The organism is Arthrobacter sp., from assembly GCF_031179385.1.
In the GTDB taxonomy this organism is placed as follows: Bacteria; Actinomycetota; Actinomycetes; order Actinomycetales; family Micrococcaceae; genus Arthrobacter_D.
Genome location: NZ_JAPSHV010000059.1, coordinates 1 through 17289, shown reverse-complemented (window position 1 = coordinate 17289; position 17289 = coordinate 1). Strand labels below are relative to the sequence as shown.

Annotated in this window: 19 protein-coding genes; 16 read left to right on the top strand and 3 right to left on the bottom strand. The window is 64.7% G+C overall.

The genetic code is table 11. From position 1 onward, the window contains the following. A partial coding sequence (locus tag RIF85_RS09705) for a glycogen debranching N-terminal domain-containing protein (RefSeq protein WP_309071706.1) occupies window positions 1-404 on the bottom strand: 404 nt, incomplete at its 3' end. A gap of 132 nt (window positions 405-536) precedes the next feature. Between RIF85_RS09705 and RIF85_RS09700 the strand changes: the two genes are divergently transcribed. The 4 genes from RIF85_RS09700 to RIF85_RS09685 all read left to right on the top strand — a co-directional run bounded on the left by RIF85_RS09700 (window position 537) and on the right by RIF85_RS09685 (window position 5013). Further along, window positions 537-1577 (top strand): LacI family DNA-binding transcriptional regulator, encoded by a 1041-nt coding sequence (locus tag RIF85_RS09700; protein WP_309071705.1) that lies wholly within the window; start codon window positions 537-539, stop codon window positions 1575-1577. A 47-nt stretch (window positions 1578-1624) separates the two neighbouring features. Next, the gene (locus RIF85_RS09695; RefSeq protein ID WP_309071704.1) at window positions 1625-2875 is read left to right on the top strand and encodes an extracellular solute-binding protein; all 1251 of its coding nucleotides are present in this window, start codon (window positions 1625-1627) and stop codon (window positions 2873-2875) included. A gap of 75 nt (window positions 2876-2950) precedes the next feature. After that, entirely contained in the window at window positions 2951-4120 is a 1170-nt protein-coding gene (locus tag RIF85_RS09690) for a sugar ABC transporter permease (protein WP_309071703.1), read from the top strand. Continuing rightward, window positions 4117-5013 (top strand): carbohydrate ABC transporter permease, encoded by an 897-nt coding sequence (locus RIF85_RS09685; RefSeq protein WP_309071702.1) that lies wholly within the window; start codon window positions 4117-4119, stop codon window positions 5011-5013. The genes RIF85_RS09690 and RIF85_RS09685 overlap by 4 nt, the downstream gene beginning before the upstream one ends. Window positions 5014-5019: 6 nt before the next feature. Here RIF85_RS09685 and RIF85_RS09680 read toward each other — a convergent pair whose 3' ends face one another. Then, window positions 5020-6054 (bottom strand): NAD-dependent epimerase/dehydratase family protein, encoded by a 1035-nt coding sequence (locus tag RIF85_RS09680; RefSeq protein WP_309071701.1) that lies wholly within the window; start codon window positions 6052-6054, stop codon window positions 5020-5022. A gap of 118 nt (window positions 6055-6172) precedes the next feature. Here RIF85_RS09680 and RIF85_RS09675 point away from each other — a divergent pair, with 118 nt between their 5' ends. The 7 genes from RIF85_RS09675 (at window position 6173) to RIF85_RS09645 (ending at window position 13010) form a co-directional block, all read left to right on the top strand. Further along, window positions 6173-7279, top strand: coding sequence for a YihY/virulence factor BrkB family protein (locus RIF85_RS09675; protein ID WP_309071700.1), 1107 nt, complete (start codon window positions 6173-6175; stop codon window positions 7277-7279). After that, the gene (locus RIF85_RS09670; protein ID WP_309071699.1) at window positions 7276-7686 is read left to right on the top strand and encodes a four-helix bundle copper-binding protein; all 411 of its coding nucleotides are present in this window, start codon (window positions 7276-7278) and stop codon (window positions 7684-7686) included. The genes RIF85_RS09675 and RIF85_RS09670 overlap by 4 nt, the downstream gene beginning before the upstream one ends. 59 nt (window positions 7687-7745) lie before the next feature. Further along, on the top strand, window positions 7746-8741 hold the full coding sequence (locus RIF85_RS09665) for a glutathione S-transferase C-terminal domain-containing protein (RefSeq protein ID WP_309071698.1): 996 nt from the start codon (window positions 7746-7748) through the stop codon (window positions 8739-8741). A 127-nt stretch (window positions 8742-8868) separates the two neighbouring features. After that, window positions 8869-9918: an iron chelate uptake ABC transporter family permease subunit gene (locus RIF85_RS09660; protein WP_309071697.1), complete on the top strand. Its 1050-nt coding sequence runs from the start codon at window positions 8869-8871 to the stop codon at window positions 9916-9918. After that, window positions 9915-10982: an iron chelate uptake ABC transporter family permease subunit gene (locus RIF85_RS09655; RefSeq protein WP_309071696.1), complete on the top strand. Its 1068-nt coding sequence runs from the start codon at window positions 9915-9917 to the stop codon at window positions 10980-10982. The genes RIF85_RS09660 and RIF85_RS09655 overlap by 4 nt, the downstream gene beginning before the upstream one ends. A 1-nt stretch (window position 10983) precedes the next feature. Next, on the top strand, window positions 10984-11871 hold the full coding sequence (locus RIF85_RS09650; RefSeq protein WP_309071695.1) for an ABC transporter ATP-binding protein: 888 nt from the start codon (window positions 10984-10986) through the stop codon (window positions 11869-11871). Further along, complete coding sequence (locus tag RIF85_RS09645; protein ID WP_375164838.1) at window positions 11868-13010, top strand: siderophore-interacting protein; 1143 nt, start codon at window positions 11868-11870, stop codon at window positions 13008-13010. Before RIF85_RS09650 ends, RIF85_RS09645 begins: the two co-directional genes overlap by 4 nt. A 12-nt stretch (window positions 13011-13022) precedes the next feature. Here the strand turns inward: RIF85_RS09645 and RIF85_RS09640 are convergent, their stop codons facing one another. Beyond that, complete coding sequence (locus RIF85_RS09640) at window positions 13023-14021, bottom strand: diacylglycerol kinase family lipid kinase (RefSeq protein WP_309071694.1); 999 nt, start codon at window positions 14019-14021, stop codon at window positions 13023-13025. A 113-nt stretch (window positions 14022-14134) separates the two neighbouring features. On the opposite strand from RIF85_RS09640, the gene RIF85_RS09635 reads away from it, so the two are divergent. The 5 genes from RIF85_RS09635 to rpmB all read left to right on the top strand — a co-directional run. After that, window positions 14135-14404: a hypothetical protein gene (locus tag RIF85_RS09635; protein WP_309071693.1), complete on the top strand. Its 270-nt coding sequence runs from the start codon at window positions 14135-14137 to the stop codon at window positions 14402-14404. Continuing rightward, the gene (locus RIF85_RS09630) at window positions 14401-15210 is read left to right on the top strand and encodes an SGNH/GDSL hydrolase family protein (RefSeq protein ID WP_309071692.1); all 810 of its coding nucleotides are present in this window, start codon (window positions 14401-14403) and stop codon (window positions 15208-15210) included. The genes RIF85_RS09635 and RIF85_RS09630 overlap by 4 nt, the downstream gene beginning before the upstream one ends. A gap of 70 nt (window positions 15211-15280) precedes the next feature. Continuing rightward, on the top strand, window positions 15281-15778 hold the full coding sequence (locus tag RIF85_RS09625; protein WP_309071691.1) for a MarR family transcriptional regulator: 498 nt from the start codon (window positions 15281-15283) through the stop codon (window positions 15776-15778). Then, a complete protein-coding gene (locus RIF85_RS09620; RefSeq protein WP_309071690.1) occupies window positions 15775-16914 on the top strand; it encodes a sugar phosphate nucleotidyltransferase in 1140 nt (379 codons plus the stop codon). The genes RIF85_RS09625 and RIF85_RS09620 overlap by 4 nt, the downstream gene beginning before the upstream one ends. Before the next feature lie 250 nt (window positions 16915-17164). Beyond that, the coding region (gene rpmB, locus RIF85_RS09615) for a 50S ribosomal protein L28 (protein WP_309071707.1) at window positions 17165-17289 on the top strand (125 nt) is incomplete at its 3' end.

Sequence of the window (17289 nt, the reverse complement as noted above, 5' to 3'; positions counted from 1 at the left end):
CCGGACTTCACCTGCTCCATTGGGGTGTTGTCCACGTCCAGCACCAGCCGGACCTCCTGACGAACCACGAACTCATACGCCGACTCCAGCCGGATGTGCTCGGCAACCCCCTGCGCGTCCGCCGTGCGGGCGCGGGTCAGGTGCATCAGCGGATCCGCGACCTGTGACGCCACGCGGACGAAGTGCACGTACTCGACGCGCTGCGCGGAACGGACCTGAGTGGACACCCACTCGGGCTCGGATCCGTCCACGGTCAGCACTGCTGAACGGATAATCCTGTCATCTCCACAATGGATGCCCTGCGCACCCGAGTCCCTGATCTGGCCGTGCGGATCCGCCCACGCCTGGAGGGGAGCACTGAACACGCCGGTCAGGTTGTGGAGGAAAGGCTGTCGGTACGCCAAGGGGTTCTCCTTGCAGCTCGGCAATGTCTTATTAGATCGTTCAAATTCCTCATTGACAACCCTATTTGAACGTTCATATTCTGTAAACGTCCGCCGAACACGGTGAACGCTCGATCTCATGGAGGCACCGGAATGCCGAAGACCACGCTTGTCAGCCTGGCGGCCTCCCTCGGCGTCTCCAGGCAGACGGTGTCGAACGTCATCAACGCCCCCCACCGGGTGAAGCCGGAGACCCGGATGCGTGTGCAGCATGCCATCGCCGAAAGCGGTTATCGGCCGAGCGCGGCAGCCCGCCAGCTGCGGACCCGCCGGTCGATGAATTTAGGTATCCGCCTGATGCCGGTGGTGGACGGAATCAACGGTTCGATCCTTGACCGGTTCCTGCACGCGCTGACCGAATCGGCGCAGGATGAGGGGTATCGGCTCACCCTGTTCTGCGCAGAATCGGACTCGGGCGAGATACGGCAGTATGAAGAGCTCCTGAAAGTTGCCGATCTGGACGGCTTCGTTCTCACTGGCACGCATTACGGCGACGCCCGCACCGAATGGCTGCTGGAACACGAGGTGCCGTTCGCTGCGTTCGGGCGTCCCTGGAGCAGTGTCGAGGACCCTTTCGGTTCCGGCCACCCCTGGGTGGATGTCGACGGCGGTGCCGGCACCGAGCAAGCCGCGCGCACCCTGATCGAACAGGGTCACACCGCCGTCGGGTTCATCGGCTGGCCAGCAGGTTCCGGAGCGGGCGATGACCGTCGCGCGGGCTGGAAACGTGCCATGGTCGCCGCCGGTTTGGCCACCGACACCCTGGACATTCAGGCCGACGACGGCGTTCCCGCCGGCGCGCAGGGTGCTGAACGGCTGGCGTCGAGGGGAGCGACAGCGCTCGTGTGCGCCAGCGACTCCCTGGCACTGGGCGCTGCCGCGAAGATGCGGCAACTGTTTCCAGAGCAGGCCTCAGGCACGGTCATCGGATTCGATGACACACCGGTGGCTGCCGCCGTCGGACTTTCGAGCGTTTCCCAGCCCATCGAGGACGCTGCCCGGCACATCATCGCCGTCCTTGCGCACGAGCTGGCTGGAACCAACTTCCCCGGGGGGGAAGAGGTACCCGAGCGACACCTTTTGCTCCCGCCGACTCTGATCCAACGTACTCCCTACTCCTTCAGCAGCAGCTGAGACCAGAACCACCACCAAAAGAAGCAACCACAATGAGGAATCAGACAATGAAGACTGGACATCCCCGACGGCGCCTTGCCGTCGCCATCACCGCGGCATCGATGCTGGCCTTGACGGCCTGCGGAGGGTCCGGTTTTTCGGAATCAGCAGAGGACGGCGGCGGTGAAGCGGCAGCAACCGACGCACCCGTCAGCGTTCTCATCGGATCATCCGGCGACGCCGAAACCGAGGCTGTCACTGCTGCCGTCGATTCCTGGGCGAGCGAGTCGGGCGTAGAGGCATCCGTCATCGTCGCGTCGGATCTGACCCAGCAGCTCAGTCAGGGCTTCGCCTCCGGTGAGCCTGCAGACGTGTTCTACCTGTCCACCGACGCGTTCGCCGGCTACGCGGCCAACGGGTCCCTTGAGCCGTATGGTGAGGACCTCGCGAACAAGGACGACTACTACCCGGCCCTGCGTGAAGCCTTCACCTACGAGGATCAGCTCTACTGTGCTCCCAAGGACTTTTCCACGCTCGGCCTCGTGATCAACAGCGCCAAGTGGGAGGAAGCGGGGCTCACCGAAGAGGATATTCCCACCACCTGGGAGGAGCTGGCAGACGTCGCTGAGCAGCTCACTACTGAGGAAACCGTCGGTCTTGGTTTCAGCCCCGAATTCCAGCGGCTTGGCGTCTTCGCCGCCCAGGCAGGAGGTGGACTCATCACGGACGGCGAAGCGACTGCGGCCAGCGAAGCGAATGTGGAAGCGCTCAACTATGTCAAGCAAATGATGACCGACGGCGTGGCCGACTACTCCTCAAACCTCGGAGCGGGTTGGGGCGGTGAAGCCTTTGGTAAGGGGCTGGCCGCGATGGTCATCGAAGGCAACTGGATCGCGGGCGCCATGACCAATGACTTCCCCGACGTCGAATACCAGGTTGCCGAGCTGCCCGAAGGTCCGGGCGGGAAGGGCACACTGCAGTTCACCAATTGCTGGGGAATTGCTGCCGACAGCGACAACATCGAGGGCGCCAAGGCATTGGTGGAGCACCTGACAACTCCTGAAAGCCAACTGGCTTTCGCTGAGGCGTTCGGTGTTATGCCGTCCCTGCAGTCCGTCGCCGCCGATTGGTCCGAGCAGTACCCGGAACTTGAGCCGTTCATCGCCGGAGGCGAGTACGCACAGAATCTGCCCGCCCAGCAGGGCGCAGCCGACGTGCTTGGGGAACTGAACTCGCAGCTCGAGTCACTCGAGTCCTCGGACCCACAGCAGATCCTCGAGTCGGTGCAGCCGCTCGTGGAAACCATAGCGACCCAGTAACGCCTCACCACTACCGGGCGGTGCTCCATGTGAGGAGCGCCGCCCAGACCCACAGCGTTCAGATCCGAGGTAGCCATGCCATCCACTCCAACCACTGCAGCGGAAGCACCCCCGAGCAGGGTCAAACGCGGTGACATCCGTGGTCGCCAAGGTCTTGCGGGCTGGCTGTTCATCACCCCGGTCGTGCTGATCCTGGGCCTGTTCCTCGTTGTCCCGGTCATCATGGCGGCCTGGGTCAGCCTGTCCGACTGGACGGGACGGGGAAGCCCCTTTTCGGCAAGCGTGAGTTTCGTCGGGTTCGAGAACTACTCGGGAATCCTCGGAGGCGAAGGGCTGATCGGCCGGGATTTCGGAACAGCAATCCGGAACAATCTTTACTACGTGCTCCTGGTTGTCCCGCTGCAGACAGCTCTCGCCCTGTTCCTCGCGGTGATGGTGAACCGCCAGATCCTCAAGGGCAGGGGATTCTTCCGCACGGCCTTCTACTTCCCGTCAGTAACCAGTTCGGTAGCCATTACCGTGCTGTGGCTCTTCCTGTTCAGCGCTACCGGCGTCATCAACAAGGTGCTGTCGTTCTTCGCGATCGAAGGTCCCAACTGGTTCCAGGATCCGCGGGGCGTGCTGCACATCCTGTTCGGTCTTGTTGGAGTGGATCAGGCACCGGCAGGACTTCGGGCTCCGGGCTTCCTGGGTATCAGCGGGTGGGATTGGCTTGCAGGACCATCGGTGGCAATGAGTGCCTTCGTCCTGATGGCCATCTTCACAACATCAGGAACCTTCATGCTGCTGTTCATCGCTGCGCTGCAAAACATCAGCGGCGAGGTGCAGGAGGCCGCCATGGTCGACGGTGCCACCGGCTGGCAGCGCTTCTGGGCCGTGACCCTGCCCATGCTTCGCCCCACCCTGTTCACGGTGTTGACGCTGGGGCTGATCGGTACCTGGCAGGTTTTCGACCAGATCTACACCGGCACCCAGGGCGGACCGGCCAAAACAACGCTCACACCGGCCTACCTGTCCTTCAACGCAGCCTTCGTGGACCAGCAGTGGGGAGTCGGCGCAGCTATCGCCTTTGTCCTTTTCGCGATCATCGTGGTCCTGACCCTGCTCCAGCGCTGGGCTCTTCGGGAGCGTGACGTCCCACGACGACGGCGGATGGTACCCGCCGGCGTGAGCGCCGGCTCCAGCGCGGCGGCCATCCCCGGTACGGCGGCACCCGCCGATGAAGAAGGAGAGCAGCGGCGATGAGTACTGCCACAGCACCAGCACCGCCGGCCGCTGCCAGCCGTCGTCGTCCTCCAACGGACGGGCGGCGCAGGGCGGCCCGCGGAGCCTGGATTGCCTACCTGGTCCTGATCGCGCTGGCACTCATCTACATTTTTCCGTTCCTGGTGCAGGTAGCCACGTCCTTCAAGTCAGAGCCGGAAGCCGCGCAGAACCCGCTGGGACTCGTTCCGCAGAACTGGACGGTGGCGGCCTACGACACGCTGTTCGCCAACTCGGATTTCCCGCTGTGGGGCATGAACTCGTTCATCGTGACTGTGTTTGTGACCCTCGGCCGTGTCTTCTTCAACTCGTTGGCCGGTTACGCGCTGGCGCGAATCCCGTTCCGCGGGCGAGCGTTGGTGTTCGCGCTGCTCGTGGCAGTAATGGCGGTGCCCGGCGTCGTTCTTCTTATTCCGAAGTTCCTCGTGATCAACCAGCTGGGGATCTACGACTCGTACACCGGAATGATCCTCCCGCTACTGGCCGACGCCGCGGGAGTGTTCATCATGAAGAACTTCTTCGAGTCGATCCCGGCCAGCGTTGAGGAACAGGCGAGGATCGACGGCGCAGGAACGTTCCGAACCTTCTGGTCCGTGGTGCTGCCGATGGCCCGTCCGGCCGTGATGACCATCGTGATCCTGTCCTTCCAGGGTTCCTGGAACGAACTGAACCACTTCATCATCTCGACCCAGAGCCCGGAGCTGACCACGCTGACCAAGGGCGTCGCGCAACTTGCATCCGGTGCCCTGAGCCAGGGAACCCAGTACCCGCTCAAGCTTGCGGCGGCCGCGTTGATGACCGTGCCGGTGGCGATCGTGTTCTTTGTCTTCCAGAAGCGCATCATGAACGCTTCTGCCGGTGCGGTGAAGGAGTAAGCCCACTCAGCGGCCGGGGCGCAGGCTGGGGGAGCCGTGCACGCCGGAACCGCCGGCCAATCCGTCGATGACCTCGCGGATGGCCGCCACCGAGGAACGCGTCGGCTCCCATCCGAGGAGCGTGCGTGCCCGGTCGGTATTCATGACGGGCGCTTGTGCAGCCATGTCGATCCAGCCCGGGTCGGTCGCCTGAATGTGCAGGGCCCAGGATGCCGCCACTGCCGCCCGGAGCACCGGAACGGGCAGGTCGAACACGCGCTTCGCGCCGAGAAGGCCGCCCAGAAGCCGGGGTGTCAAAACTGGCTCGGCTGCGATGTTGAAGGCTCCCGACGCCCGCTGGTCGACGATGCGCCAGTAAGCGTCTGCCATGTCCGCCGCGTGCACGGCCTGGAACACCATCTGGGATGGAATGGGCAGGACGGGCAGGCTCAGCTTGTTAAGGATGGACCGGGGGATCAGCGGTCCGAGGAAATAGCGCCCGATCTCCTCACCGGCGTCAGCCTGGAAGATGAGCCCCGGGCGGACACGCGCAACAGGGATCTCCGGGAAATCGCGCTCAAAAGCATCCAGCAGGTCCTCCTGCGCGGCCTTGTGGCGGCTGTAATGCGACGTCTGAATACCTCCGGTGGGCCAGTCCTCCGTGACCGACTGGTCCTTGCTCGCCGGGCTGTAGGCGCCCACAGAGGATGCGCACACGAAGTGGCGTACACCGGCGTCGGCAGCGGCATGCAGGGCGTTCTCGGTTCCGGTCACGTTGGTGCGGAACATCGCATCCTCGTCCCGGTTGGGCTGGATAGCCCACGCAAGATGAACGACGGCGTCCGACCCCTGGAGCGCGGACGTGAGCCGCTCGCGCCCCGCATCGGTTCCCACATCCGCGGTGTGCCACTGCACTCCCTCATAGGGTGCGTGGTCCTGTGATGGCTGTCGACGGGAAATGCCCACCAGCTCGATGGCTGGGTTCTCCGTGCGGGCCTGCTGAAGCCGGCGAAGAAGCGCCGTCCCCACATTGCCGGTTGCTCCGATAACAGCGATGCGCATGTGGAACCCTTCAATCGTTGTGGCCTGAAAACCACACTAAACGGTCGACTACTTATTGCAATAGTAAGTATCCTTATGGTTCGGTTGGGGAAGGCAAATCTGAACCGGAGGTAGAAACGTGACCACTAAAGATCCAGCGAAGGCGGATTCGACAGAGGAAGCCACGCAGGCAAAGGCGGCTTCGAGCCCCCACCCGGATGACTCCCGGAAGCCCGACGACCCCACCGACATTGTGAAACCGGCCTGGGGTTACGTCTTTAAACGAACAGTCAGTGAGTTCAGCAAGGACCAGTGCACCGACCTTGCAGCGGCGCTGACCTACTACGCAGTGCTCGCAATCTTCCCCGCCCTGCTGGCGCTGGTGTCGATTCTCGGGTTCTTCGGGCAGGCCGAGGCAACCACGGACGCAGTGATCGGAATCCTGTCGAGCGTCTCCTCCGACGCGGAAGAGACCGTGGGTCCCACTATTCAGCAACTGGCCTCGTCCAATACGGCCGGGCTGACATTCGTCATCGGTCTCGTTGGTGCCATCTGGTCGGCATCCGGATTCGTGGGCGCATTCGCCCGCGCCATGAACCGGATGTACGAGGTCGAGGAAGGACGTCCCTTCTGGAAGCTGCGCCCGGTGATGCTTGCCATCACCCTCGTCGTATTGCTGCTGGTGGTGCTGATGGCGCTGCTGCTGATTCTGTCGGGTCCCGTTGCAGAGGCCGTCGGCAGCGCGATCGGTCTGGGCTCAACAGCCGTAACGATCTGGAATATCGCCAAGTGGCCGGTCATGGTGTTCTTCGCGGTGCTGATGATCGCTGTGCTCTACTACGCGGCTCCCAACCTCAAGCAGCCCAAGTTCAAGTGGGTGAGCATCGGTTCCATCATCGCGCTGCTGGTGCTGGCCATCACAACGGCGGCGTTCTCGTTCTACGTTTCGAACTTCGGCAACTACGAGCGCACCTACGGCGCAATCGCCGGCGTCATCATCTTCCTGCTGTGGCTCTGGCTCGCCAACCTCTCCCTCCTGTTCGGTGCCGAATTCGACGCTGAGCTTGAGCGTGGCCGGGAACTGCAGGCCGGTATCGAGGCCGAGGAAACCGTGCAGCTTCCCCCGCGGGATGACAAGCAGGCGAAGAAAAAGCGCGATAAGCAGATCGAGTTGGTCGACAAGGGCCGTGAGTTGCGCCAGAAGTACGGCCGCGACCACAGCGACCGCGAGAAGAGCCGGTCATGACCAACATCGCGGACATGATCATCGCCCACCCCCGCCCGTCCGGCCATGTGCAGGCCGGGGATCTGGCAGCAACCATTGAGGCATGCCTCGACTGTGTTGCCACCTGCGGAAGCTGCGCGGACGCATGCCTTGGCGAAGACGGAATCGAAGAGCTCCGGCACTGTATCAGGACGGACCAGGACTGTGCGGATATCTGTCTTGCCACCGCACGGATGCTGCAACGGCAGGGCGGACACCATCCCGCCGTGCTCGCGCCGCTGCTCGAGGCCTGTCTGCAAGCCTGCCGAAACTGCGCAGAGGAATGTGAACGGCACGCGTCGATGCACGATCACTGCAGGATTTGCGCAGAGACCTGCCGTCGCTGTGAAGCGGCCTGCGCCGCGCTGCTCGAATACCTCGCCCGGTAGATCGGGAAGGGAATCGACGCAGCCCGTTCCTGAACGCAGCCAAACAACGAGAGTGAACCATGAGCAATTCCGAACACAGCACCAAGGGCGCTTACGTCGACTCCGGCAAGGAGTTCAAGCGCGACAGCAACTACATCGAGACGCGGATCACCCGTGACGCCGCTGACGGTTTCCCGGTGGAGCCGGGCCGGTACCGCCTGATCGCCGCCCGGGCCTGCCCGTGGGCTAACCGGGCGATCATCGTTCGCCGCCTGCTCGGGCTGGAGGAGGCGATCTCGCTGGGCACGCCGGGACCCACCCATGACAAACGCTCCTGGACGTTCGACCTCGACCCGGGCGGCAAGGATCCGGTACTCGGGATCGAGCGGTTGCAGGAGGCCTACTTCAAGCGGGACCCCGAGTACCCGCGCGGCATCACTGTGCCCGCGATCGTGGACGTCAATTCCGGAGCAGTAGTTACGAACAACTTCCCGCAGATCACCCTCGACCTGTCCACCGAATGGAAGGAGTTCCATCGGGACGGCGCCCCGGACCTGTACCCGGAGGACCTCCGCGAGGAGATCGACACGGTCAACAAGCGTGTGTTCACCGAGGTGAACAACGGCGTCTACCGCTGCGGCTTCGCAGGATCACAGGACGCCTACAACGACGCCTATGACCGCCTCTTCGCAGCACTGGACTGGCTGGAGGAACGGCTAACCAGCCAGCGCTACCTGGTAGGGGACTCGATCACGGAGGCCGACGTGCGGCTCTTCACCACCCTCGCGCGGTTCGACCCGGTGTACCACGGGCACTTCAAGTGCAACCGGAACAAGCTCACGGAGATGCCGGCACTGTGGGGCTATGCGCGGGACCTCTTCCAGACTCCCGGCTTCGGTGACACCATCGACTTCGATCAGATCAAGAAGCACTATTACGTCGTTCACCAGGACATCAACCCCACACAGATCGTGCCGAAAGGTCCGTCCCTGGAGAACTGGCACACCGAGCACCAGCGCGAACGGCTCGGCGGAAGTCCGTTCGGGCGCGGCACGGCACCCACCGCAGCCCCGTGAAGCTCGAGGGGTTCTTCGGGAAATAGCGAACATTACCGTTTCCTAATCCGGGCATGCATAGGCTAGCCTTACTTGGGTCCGATCCGGTTAATCCGGCGATCTCAGGAGTTGGCCCAGGGAGGCATGCATGGCACTGGCTGCGCCCGCCTCGCCGCTCCTCCGCCAGCAGCGGTCCCGGAAACGTCCAACAGCCCGTGCACTGCAACTGATTCTGGCCGTTCTCGTCCTCGCGATCGTCTGCGTCGCATCGCTGGCAATCGGGGCACGCCCGATCAGCGCGGAAACTCTGGTGCAGGTACTGACCGCCTATGACCCCGCCAACGGTGATCACGCCGTAGTACTGTCGCGCGTCCCGCGGACCATCGTCGGGCTCCTGGCCGGTGCTGCCCTCGGCCTCGCGGGAGCGGCCATGCAGGGCGTCGCCCGCAACCCCCTCGCCGATCCCGGCATCCTGGGCGTCAATTCCGGTGCTGCGCTTGCCGTCGTCATCGGAATCTTCGTCTTCGGCGTCACCAGCTTCACGGGATACGTCTGGTTCGCCTTCCTCGGAGCGGCCGGAGCAGCGGTGCTGGTCTACGCGGTCGCCAGCCTGGGTCGGGATGGCGCGACACCGGTCAAATTGGCGCTCGCGGGCGCGGCGCTCTCCGCGGGCATGGTTTCGCTGCTGAACGCTGTGCTTGTTTCGAGCCAGCAAACCTTCGATTCTTTCCGCTTCTGGCAGGTCGGCTCAGTGGCCGGCCGGGGGTGGGACGTGATTCTTCCGGTCCTGCCATTCCTGGCCTTCGGCTTCATCCTGACCCTTCTGACGGGCAAGGTGCTGAACAGCCTCTCCCTCGGAGATGACATCGCCCGGGGTCTGGGGCAGAACGTGACCCTCGCCCGCGCGCTGACAGCTCTCGGCGTCGTCGTGCTGTGCGGTGCCGCGACAGCGGCCGCCGGGCCCATCGGGTTTGTCGGCCTCGTTATTCCGCACGTGGTCCGCGCGTTCGCTGGACCGGACTACCGCTGGATCCTCCCGTTCTCGATGGTGCTCGCCCCCGTGCTGCTGCTCTGCGCTGACATCCTGGGCCGCGTCATTCTCCCGCCCAGCGAGGTGCAGGTCGGCATCCTGACCGCCGTCATCGGAGCACCGGTATTCGTCTGGCTGGTACGACGCCGGAAAATGGCCGAGCTATGAGCGTCACCACCCGCCCGAACGCCTCCGCGGTGCGCGCAGCCGAGGAGCCTTTGGTCCTCCGGGAGCGCCGTCATCTGCGGACCCAGCGGGCGGTGAAGCTCGCGATCCTGGCGTTCCTGATTGTCGCGCTCGCGGCCGTCACGCTGCTGCTGGGCCGCTACACGGTCACCATCCCCGATTTCTTCCGGATCGTCGGCGGGGTCGACATCCCGGGTGCCAGCTTCATCGTGATGGAGAACCGGATTCCCCGCGTTCTCATCGGGATTATGGTTGGCGCGGCCTTCGGCGTGGCCGGGGCGGTGTTCCAAACCATGCTGCGGAACCCGCTCGCCAGCCCCGACATCATCGGAATCAGCTACGGAGCGAGCGCCTCGGCTGTTTTCGCCATTGCGTTCCTCGGAGCGTCCGGGCTCGTGCTGTCCGGATTCGCGATGGTCGGCGCACTTGCGGTGGCCCTGGCCATCTACGCCATCTCACGGCGCGGCTCAGTTGCGGGCTACCGGCTGATCCTGGTCGGCATCGGGTTTTCGGCAGTCCTGCAGTCGGTTGTCAGCTTTCTCCTGACCCGAACGGATATCCGCGTTGCTGCTGACGCGCTGGCCTGGCTGAACGGCTCGCTCAACTCGAGCAACTGGGACCGGGTGACCATCCTGTCGGTTGCCTTGCTGGTCCTGGCACCCGCCGTCGTCGTACTGTCCCGCTCGTTGCGCGGCCTGGAACTGGGAGACGACGCAGCGGCCGGACTCGGCGTGAGCGTCGAGCGCTCGAGGCTGGCGCTCATCGTTACCGGCGTGCTCCTGGCCGCGGTAGCGACGGCGGCAGCCGGGCCCGTTGCGTTCATCGCCTTCCTCTCCGGACCGATTGCCCGGCGCATCCTTGGTGGGTACCGCCCACTGGTCACGGCAGCGCTCGTCGGAGCTGTCATCGTCCTCGGAGCGGACTTCGTGGGCGCGAATCTGATTCCAGGGGTTTCCCTGCCGGTGGGAGTGATCACGGGCGTCCTCGGGGCTCCGTTCCTCCTCTGGCTTCTTGCCACATCCAACCGATCAGGCCAAGGAGGCTGACATGAGGTTGAGCGCCAAGGACCTTTTTCTCGCGTATGACAACCGCACGGTGGTCGAGAACCTGACAGTGGAAGTGCCGGAGGGCAAGGTTACGGTCATCGTCGGGGCGAACGCCTGCGGCAAGTCGACGCTGCTCCGGGGCCTCGCCAGGCTCCTGAAGCCGGCGGGCGGAACGGTGCTGCTCGACGGCAAGGACATCCACTCGTTGTCCACCCGATCAGTCGCGAAGACCCTGGGCCTGCTCCCGCAGACACCGGTGGCACCGGACGGCATCGCAGTGGTGGACCTCGTCGGCCGCGGCCGTTACCCACACCAGGGATGGTTCCGCCAGTGGAACGCCGACGACGACGCCGCAGTCGCCTCCGCACTCCGCGTCACCGATACTCTGGAGCTGGCGGACCGCAACGTCGACGAGCTCTCCGGCGGGCAACGGCAGCGCGTCTGGATTGCCATGGCGCTGGCCCAGCAGACGGACATCCTCCTTCTGGACGAGCCGACGACTTTCCTCGATCTGGCACACCAGGTGGAGGTCCTGGACCTCATCACCGACTTGAACCGCAGCGCGGGCACCACGGTTGCGATCGTCCTGCACGACCTCAACCTGGCGGCGCGCTACGCGGACCACCTCATCGCCCTGAAGGGCGGCCGGATCGTCGCTGAGGGAGCGCCCTCGGCCGTGGTCACGGAGGAGACGGTCGCAGAGGTCTTCGGCCTTGAGAGCCGCGTCATGCCGGATCCGATCTCGGGTACGCCCATGGTGGTACCCGTCGGACGCCACCATGCAACCCGCAGAACCACCCCCGCACGAGCCAGCGTGGAACGTGAGCAGGGTTTTTTAGCGAACCCGCAGGACGGGCTACCCGCACTGACAATGGAGGCAGCATCGTGACAGAAGTCAGCACCACCCGCCCCGCCCGGAGGAGCGCACGGGCTGCGGCCGACGCCGGCCAGTCCGCGGTGCCCGCCATCCGTGCCTTCGACGTCGTAGTCAGCCGCGTGGAGCACCTCAGCGCCAATTTCCGGCGCATCACCTTCGGTGGCGCCTGCCTGTCCGACTTCGGAGTCCAGGGGCACACGCTCGACCTCCGCATCAAGGTGATGATCCCGCCGGTCGGCGGCGGGTCCGCCGACCTCGGAGCACTGATGGAGGATTCCGGCAGCGGCTGGTACCAGCAGTGGCTCTCGCTCGACCAGGCCGAGCGCGGTGACATGCGAACCTACACGGTGCGCGCCTCCCGCTGCCACCAGGCGATCCCGGAACTGGACGTCGACTTCGTGATGCACCTCGACGACGACGGCAGGGGCGGGCCTGCCTCGCAGTGGGCGGCGGCAGCTGAGCCCGGCGACCGGGTCTGGATCATCGGGCCGAATGTTCATGCCGCGACCTGCTCCACTGCCGGCGCGTACGGCGGCATCGAATGGCGTCCCGGCCTGGCCCAGAATGTCCTGCTCGCCGGTGATGAGACAGCGGTTCCGGCAATCAGCGCGATCCTCGAGTCCCTGCCCGAGGACATCAGCGGACACGCCTTCCTCGAGGTGCCCGCCGGTTCGGACTGCCAGGAGATTCAGACGCGGTCCGGCGTCGGTATCAGCTGGCTCGTCCGCGGCGGGCGTCCGCACGGTGAACTGCTGGATGCCGCCGTTCGCCAGGCGGTCAAGGTCCCCGGCTGGGTCTCCCTGGCTGCCCCGTTCCGGGTCAGCCTCGGTTCGGACACTCCCTCCGGGCAGGCACTCGCTGCGGCCGCGGGCCGCGTCGGCGGGCCCGAGCGGGCAGCCGGTCCTGAGCCGGAGGATATCGACGTCGACAGGACCATCCTCTGGGAGACGCCTCAGCTCCTGGATGCCGCGGCGCTCGACGGTTCCCTGAACCCGGACAAGCCCGCCGGCGCGCTGCCCTTCTACGCCTGGATCGCAGGTGAAGCAGCAGTAGTGCGGGAGCTGCGCCGATACCTGGTGCGCGATGTCGGCATCGACCGCAAGCAGGTAGCGTTCATGGGCTACTGGCGCCGGGGTAAGGCAGAGGGGTAAGCGGCCCGGCCCCTATGGGATCGGGTTGGTAAGGATCGCCGGATCCTTCTTGCCGTACGGCATGCGCAGCTTCAGTGAGCTTGGCTCCACTCGCAGGGCCATGTGCCGGCCCTTGCCGAGGTGGTCGCCGTCGAGTTCGATCTCCAGCGGAGAGTCCACCTCGATCTCGGCGGTCTTGCACTGGTAGTACTCCAGCGACGGGTCCTTGCCCTTGCCGCGCGCAAGCAGCTTGCCGAGTACGGCGAACCAGCCGAATGCACCGCTCGGCGCGATGGTCATGACGTCCAGGAGGCCGTCGTCGAGCTTGGCGCCGGGGAAGATCTCCAGACCGCCCATGATCTTTCCGCAGTTGCCGCCCATGACGCTCCGCAGCCGACCGTTGATGCGCCTGCGTCCGTCGAGTGTGATGCGAACCCGGGACGGCTTCCCGGGCAGGTTCCTGATACCGGCGTCGACATAGGCCAGCCAGCCGACCTTGTCCTTCAGATCGTCGCGGGTGTCAGCCATGATCGCGGCGTCGAAACCGAGCCCCGCCATGACAAGGAAGACGTGAGCATCCTGTGCGCGGTCCACATTCACGTAGACGACGTCAATGAGACGCTCGGTTCCGCCCAGTGCTGCCTCCACCGCCCCTCTGGGATCATCGACGTCGATATCGAGATTCCGGGCGAGCAGGTTGCCGGTGCCCAGCGGAAGGAGTCCAAGCGCCGTCTCGGTGCCCGCAAGCTCCTCAGCCACGCACCGAACGGTGCCGTCTCCGCCTGCCGCGATAACGACGTCGACATCTGCCTTGAGCGCCTCCCGCGCCTGGCCGTGGCCCGGATCATCCGCGGTGGTCTCGAGGAAAAGCGGCTCCTGCCAGCCCTTCTCGAGGCTCAACTCCGTGACAATGGCGCGAATGTCCTCAGTCGTCGGCTTGACCGGGTTGAGGATCAGGGCAGCGCGCTTTGTGCGCGACTCGGATTGGGTATCAACCTGCGGCTCAGACTCTGTGTCCGGTAAAGAAGCCATGCGTGTTCTCCTGACGGCGGTGGTTCTGAATCGAGCTTAGCGTCTGACCCTGCCCGGTGTGCGGGTGGTTTCGGCGGACTATGCTGGGTGGGCAAAACCGAGAAGGAGGAGCAATGACACAGGACCGGTCCAATGCAGGCACGTCCCATGCAGGCGAGGGCAGCGCACAGGAGGAGGGCGCTCCCGAAGGCAACCCCTCCGGCGGGTCGCCCACGTTCCCCAACCCGTCAACCGCTCGCCCCACCGGCGACACCACTGGCTTCAACGGTTCGTACACCGAAACCGAGCACCACACCCAGCACGAGTACGACGCCGAGCACCAGCAGAACCCGTCAGACGACGCCGCCGCCGAAGGATCCGATCAGGAAGACCACCGCTCTTGACCACTGAATTCCCGGGGGAGACCTTCGCACACCGCTATGTGGCCCTGGGAGATTCCTTCACCGAAGGGGTCGGGGACTGGGACCCGCAGAGTCCCAACGGTGTGCGTGGCTGGGCTGACCGCGTTGCCGAGCAACTGATCCTCGCCGATCCCTCCTGGGGTTACGCGAACCTGGCGATCCGTGGCAAAAAGATGCGGCAGATCCTCGCCGAGCAGGTCGACGCCGCCCTGGCACTCAAGCCGACGCTCGTCACCGTCTACGCCGGCGCCAATGACATCCTGCGCCCTTCCATCGACCTGGACGCTCTGCTTGCCGAATACGACGCCGGCATCGCCCGCCTGCGCAGCAGCGGAGCCGCCGTCGTCCTCTTCACGGGCTTCGACTCGTCGAAGTCGGCGGTCTTCGCAAAGACGCGCGGGCGTACTGCCATCTATAACGAACTCGTCCGGGAGATCGCGGACCGGCATGATGCCGAGCTGGTCGATTACTGGCGGATGCGGGAGTTCCAGAACTGGGGCTACTGGGACGTCGACCGGATGCACATGGCCGCTGCCGGACACACTTTGATGGCGGTCCGGGTGCTGCAGGTGCTGAAGTCAGCGCACAGCATTCAAGTGCCGGAGCTGGAGGCGCGTCCGGCAGCATCGCGGCTCGTGCAGCTCCGCAAGGACGCGGTGTGGGCACGGGACTACCTCGGGCCCTGGGTCGGCAGACGGTTACGCGGTCAGTCCTCCGGAGATGCCCTTCCTCCGAAGTACCCGAACCTGACGCACCCGGTGTGGACTCGGCAGACCACGTCACCGTAGATGCGTCACCGTAGGAGCGTCACCGTAGGAGCGTCACCGTAGGGGCGGCGCTTCTGCAAGAATGAGTCCTATGACTGGCGCGCGGTGGTTGAATCCTGCGGAAAGACAAGCGTGGCTGGCCCTCTATGCGGTGGCGACCATGCTGCCCGGCACGCTGGACGCGGACCTGAACCGCCGCGCCAAGATTACGCTTTTTGACTATCACGTCCTGGCGATGCTGTCCGAGGCGGAGGACCGCACCCTCCCCATGAGCGACCTCGCGGGCCGCTCGAATGCCTCGCTGTCCCGGCTGAGCCACGTGGTCACCAAGCTCGAAGCCCGCGGCTGGGTGCAGCGGAGCCAGAGCACCCGGGATCTCCGGGTTACCACCGCCACCCTTACCTCCGACGGTCTTGAGAACCTGCAGGAGCTGGCGCTCGAACATGTTGAGTACGTACGCCACCTGGTATTCGACGGGCTTGATGAGCAGGATGTTGCGGACCTGGAGCGGGTGGGCAAGAAGATCCTCGCCCGGCTCGATTCGGCGCATTGGATTCTCAGGCAGTCCCAGCCGGTGGGATCGGCATGAGCGAGCCGTCCATCCTGGCGGTCATCCTGGCCGGCGGCACGGGCGGGCGGCTCGGTCCGCTGACGGACCGCAAGGCAAAGCCGGTGGTGCCGGTGGGCGGAACCTATCGGCTGATCGACATCCCGCTGTCCAACCTGCACCACAGTCACATTTCCGACGTGTGGGTGGTGGAGCAGTACCAGCCCAAGTCCATCAATGACCATCTGGCGAACGGCCGCCCCTGGGACCTCGACCGCACCAACGGCGGCCTGAGGGTACTGCCTCCCTTCGAGGGAGAGCACGGAGAGGGCTTCGCGGCTGGAAACGCGGACGGCCTGTACCGGCAGTCGGAGTACATTCGTGAGTTCAATCCCGATCTGGTGCTGGTGCTCAGTGCCGACCACCTGTACCAGCTCGATTACCGCGATGTGGTGAAGACCCACCAGGACACCGGCGCTGTCCTCACCATGGTGACAACCAGGTTCGACGGCGATGCTTCCCAACACGGCGTGGTGGAGGTGGAGGAGGGCCTGGTGACGGGATTCGAGTACAAGCCGGAGAGCCCGCGCTCGGACCTGGTCGCTGCGGAAGTCTTCCTGTACTCCGCGGATGTCTTGCTGGACACGCTGGCGGAACTGTATGAGCGGGAGGGGGAACTGGAGGACTATGGGGATCAGCTCATCCCGCACCTCGTCGAGACCGGCACGGTTGCCGAGCACCGGCTCGAGTCCTACTGGCTGGACCTTGGCACACCGAAGAATTACCACCGCGCACATATGGACCTGCTGGCCGGGAACGGCCTTGAGTTCGACGATCCTGCCTGGCCCATCCTCAGTGCGAGTCCGCGCCGTCTGCCCGCGTTCATTGCTGACTCGGCGCACATCGGATCCAGCCTCATCTCCCCGGGAGCCCGCATCGCCGGCTCTGTGACGAACAGCGTGATCGGGACGGACGCGGTGGTCGAGGAGGGCGCCGTCGTCGAACATTCAGTGGTATTGAACCGTGCGCACATTCCCGCCGGCGCGGTGCTGCGCTCCGTTATTGTCGATGCCGATGCCCGGGTTCGTCCCGGCACGGAAGTGGGGGAGTCGGGCGGGATCACCGTGATCGGGGCCGATGGGGAGGCATTCAGGCCGGACGAGTCGAACGGCAGTTGAGCGCACCGCGATTGGTCTTAAAGCCGCCTGCCTCCTAGAATGGAAAGGCATCAGGTGGCGGAGCGTGCGCAATTGCTCCGGTTCTCGTGGGTTTTTTCCGTTCGAGGGCCGGTAGTTAGGGGCTCAGGTTGCGCGAAATCGCGAACATCTCACGGTCGTTCGGACCGCGTTGAAGGTGACGCCTCTGCATGCACCTCATGGCAGGTAGAACACTCTGCTACTTGCTTTATTCAATCTTTGGAGGATCATCATGGCAGCTCACTGCCAAGTGACTGGGGCCGAGCCGGGCTTCGGGCACAGCATCTCGCACTCGCACCGGCGCACCAAGCGCAGGTTCGACCCGAACATTCAGAAGAAGCGCTACTGGGTTCCGTC